Origin of the sequence: Methylosinus sp. Ce-a6, assembly GCF_009811655.1 — a bacterium.
Lineage (GTDB): Bacteria > Pseudomonadota > Alphaproteobacteria > Rhizobiales > Beijerinckiaceae > Methylosinus.
On the sequence record NZ_BGJX01000083.1, the window covers coordinates 1 to 1,253 of the forward strand.

Here is a 1,253-nt window from a genome sequence, read left to right on the forward strand (position 1 = left end):
GCACGGCTGTCCGGGGAATGAGTCGATAGGTCGCGGGCGCATGCCCGGCTTTCCCGAGAGTTTCGGGGTACTTTCTGGTTGTCGAGACTCAGAAAGAAAGAGCCGGACATGCGCCTCGAGAATAGCGTCTTCATCGAGCTTCTCAAACCGATCGATCGTCGCAGCTTCCAGCGGATCGTGGATCGTCACGGCGGCGACGCCTACGATAAGTCCTTCAGGAGCTGGAGCCATCTGGTGGCGCTGATCTTCGCGCAGCTCGGCGCCGTCGTCAGCCTGCGCGGGCTCGTCGCCGCGTTCAACGCCGAAGCCAATGGACATTACCACCTGGGCGTCGGGCGCTTCGCGCGCTCGACGATCGCGGAAGCCAGCGCCCGCCGGCCCGTCGCCGTCTTCGCCGATCTCTTCGCGCAGCTCGCCGCGACGCTCGACCGCAGGACGAGGCGCGAAGGCGCCGAGATGCTCCGGCTCATCGACTCGACCCCCATTCCATTGAGCAAATTCCATGAGTTCGCCCGCTCCAACGGCCGCATCCATGGACTCAAAATGCATGTCGCCTATGATCGCGGCGCCGACCGCCCCTATCGCGTCGAGGTGACGCTCGCCAATGTCAATGATGTGAGCGTCGGCAAGACGACGCCGATCGAGGCGGGAGCCACCTATGTCTTCGACAAGGGCTATTACGATTTCCAATGGTGGAAGGGCATTCACGAGGCCGGGGCGCTCTTCGTCACACGGCCCAAGACCAATACGCGCTTGAAGGTCGTCGCCGAGCGGGGGCTCCACAAGACCCGCGGCGACGGCTTCACCGTGCTCGAGGATTGCGAGGTCGCCCTCGCGAGCAAGGGCGACTCCAAGCTGCCGATGCGCCTGCGCCGCATCCGCATCGAGCGCGACGCGGCGAGCCGGGCGAAATCGCCGATCATCGAGGTGATCACCAACGACATGACGCGCACGGCGGCGGAAATCGCCGCTCTCTACAAGGCGCGCTGGGCGATCGAGCTGCTGTTCCGCTGGCTGAAACAGCATCTCTCGATCCGCAAGTTCTTGGGCAAGAACGAGAACGCCATCAAGCTTCAGCTGCTGGCGGCGATGATCGCCTTCCTGCTGTTGCGCATCGCCGAGCAGGCCCACGGCGTGGCCTTGCCGCCGCTGCGTTTCGCCGAGCTGGTCGGCCGCTTCCTCTTCGCCCGCCGACCCATCGCGCTCCTCGACGAGCCGCCGCCCAAATACCTCGTCCCGAGCCGATGGAAATC

The 1,253-nt window shown here is 64.7% G+C and carries 1 protein-coding gene; it reads left to right on the top strand.

Annotation, left to right across the window (positions count from 1 at the left end; translation table 11 throughout):
* Positions 1-108: 108 nt before the first annotated feature.
* The coding region (locus Mspo_RS19400; protein ID WP_159732931.1) for an IS4 family transposase at positions 109-1,253 on the top strand (1,145 nt) is incomplete at its 3' end.